This is a genomic window from Actinoallomurus acaciae (assembly GCF_042429965.1).
Classification (GTDB): Bacteria; Actinomycetota; Actinomycetes; order Streptosporangiales; family Streptosporangiaceae; genus Actinoallomurus; species Actinoallomurus acaciae.
In genome coordinates this window covers 1-2,102 of sequence record NZ_JBHLZP010000879.1, presented here as the reverse complement: position 1 = coordinate 2,102, position 2,102 = coordinate 1, and the positions used below count along the sequence as shown (strand labels likewise).

Annotated in this window: 1 protein-coding gene and 2 pseudogenes; all 3 read left to right on the top strand. The window is 73.5% G+C overall.

Going from position 1 to position 2,102, the window contains the following annotated elements:
• Positions 1 to 351 (top strand): annotated as a pseudogene (locus tag ACFFNX_RS48385) (hypothetical protein); the annotation flags it as partial.
• A gap of 190 nt (positions 352 to 541) precedes the next feature.
• Positions 542 to 1,642: a YihY/virulence factor BrkB family protein gene (locus ACFFNX_RS48380; protein ID WP_378213185.1), complete on the top strand. Its 1,101-nt coding sequence runs from the start codon at positions 542 to 544 to the stop codon at positions 1,640 to 1,642.
• A 195-nt stretch (positions 1,643 to 1,837) separates the two neighbouring features.
• Positions 1,838 to 2,102, top strand: a pseudogene (locus ACFFNX_RS48375) (ribosome small subunit-dependent GTPase A); the annotation flags it as partial.

Here is a 2,102-nt window from a genome sequence, read left to right as displayed (position 1 = left end):
GCCGGTCGCGACGCGGTCCGCGAGCCCACGGACCGGCTGCGCCACGTGGCCGAGATCGGCGTACGCGCCCTGCCGTGGAGCTTCGTCGTGCGCCGCCGCCCGGTCCCGCGCGTGCCGGTGCGGGTCGAGCTGACCCTGCCGGGCGGCGGGCCGTGGACCGCCGGGCCCGAAGACGCCGCCGACCTCGTACGCGGAACGGCGCTGGACTTCTGCCTCGTCGTCACGCAGCGACGGCATCCAGACGATGTGGATCTGGCGATCTCGGGCGCCGTCGCGAAAGAATGGGTCGATATCGCCCAGGCGTTCGCGGGGCCGCCGGGCGCCGGACGCCGCCCGGGACGGTTCGCCTGAGCCCCTGACCGGCGGTGATGGACGAAGGGCGGCGGATGGCCGGCACACGTGCGAGGCCCACCTTCCGCCGGGTGCTCGGCGGCGACGGGTCCCTCCGTGTGCCAAACCGGACGTACGACAGGTGGCGCAACGTCCCGCGAAGTGGTCGTCGCAGCACGTACCGGACGCGTCACGGCTACGGTAGACCTCTGTGACCACCCTCTCCGATGCTTCGGCGGGCGTCGCCGAGGTTTCGGTGCGCGCCCGGATCCGGTCTGCCGTGTGGCGAATCGTCCGCGGTACGAGCGTCTCCGCGTTCCGCTACCGGGTCACCGGCCTGGCCGCCGAGGCGGCGTTCTTCACCCTGCTGTCGCTGCCGCCGCTCGTGCTGGGGCTGATCGGCACGCTCGGGCACTTCCGGTCGATGCTCGGCGACGACACGGTGACCGACATCCGCACGTGGGTGATCGAGAAGGCGCAGACGGTGCTGACCGAGCAGTCGGTGGACACCGTCGTGAAGCCGCTCCTCGACGACGTCCTGCGGGGCGGCCGGGTCGAGCTCGTGTCGCTGAGCTTCCTGGTCTCGCTGTGGGCCGGCTCCCGCGCGCTGAACGTCTACGTCGACACGATCACGATCGCGTACGGCCTGTCCGGCGTGCGCGGCGTCATCCGCACCCGGCTACGCGCGTTCTTCCTCTACATCGCCGGGCTCGGCGTCGGACTGGTGATCATCCCGCTGCTCGTCGCGGGCCCGACGCTCGTGCTGCACTGGCTGCCCGAGGGCGCGCGCGTGGTGCACGTCCTCTACTGGCCGGTGCTGATCGTCGTCTCCGTCGTGTTCCTCGCCTCGCTGTACTACCTCAGCGTCCCGGTGCGCACGGCCTGGTGGCGGGGACTGCCGGGCGGCGCGGTGGCCCTGGCGATCTGGGCGCTGGGCAGCCTCGTCCTGCGCCTCTACCTGGACGGCTCCTCGTCGGGCGTGACGGTGTACGGCTCGCTGGGCGCGGCGATCGCCGTCCTCGCCTGGCTCTACGTCACCGCCCTGGCCGTGCTGATCGGCGCCGCGCTCAACGCCGAGATCGACAAGCTGTGGCCCGGCGAGTACACCGCGCGGGCCCGCGCCGAGGCCGCCGAGGCGCGCGCCCGGGTGGCGAAGAAGCAGCTGCGGGCGGCCGAGCGGCGCGTCGAGGTCGCCGAGGCCGACGAGCGGCAGGAGGACGCCGCGCCCCCTGAGTCCCGAGAGCCCCGTGAGCCGGGGGAGTCGCGGGAGAGCGAGCGCGAGCAGGCCCGGCCGGAGTCCCGCAGCGCCTGACGGACCGGCGGAAAACCGGTTGTCCCCCGGCCGTCGCCGGTGCCTATGATCGGCGTGCCGCTCGCGCGCGGGCGGAGGAACCACGGGAAGAGGTGAGCCGCGTATGACCGTCGTTGTCGTCGCCCTGCCCTCGTCCCGATTCCTCCGGGTGCCCGGCTGATCCGCGCGGGCACCCGTGCCTGAAGGGTGCTCGCGTTGTCTTTCTCCTCTCTTTCCTCACTCGGCTGGGACGACTCCTGGGCCGAGGTCTTCACCCCGTACGACGGCCTGGCGCCGGGCCGCGTCACGCGGACCGACCGGGGCCGCTGCTCCGTCCTCACCGAGCACGGCGAGATCCACGCCGCCTGGCGCGGTGACCCGCCGTGCGCCGGCGACTGGGTCGCCCTCGACGACGACGGGCGGGTCGCGGCGATCCTGCCCCGTCGTAGCGCGTTCGTGCGCGGCGGTGTCGCCCGCGGGT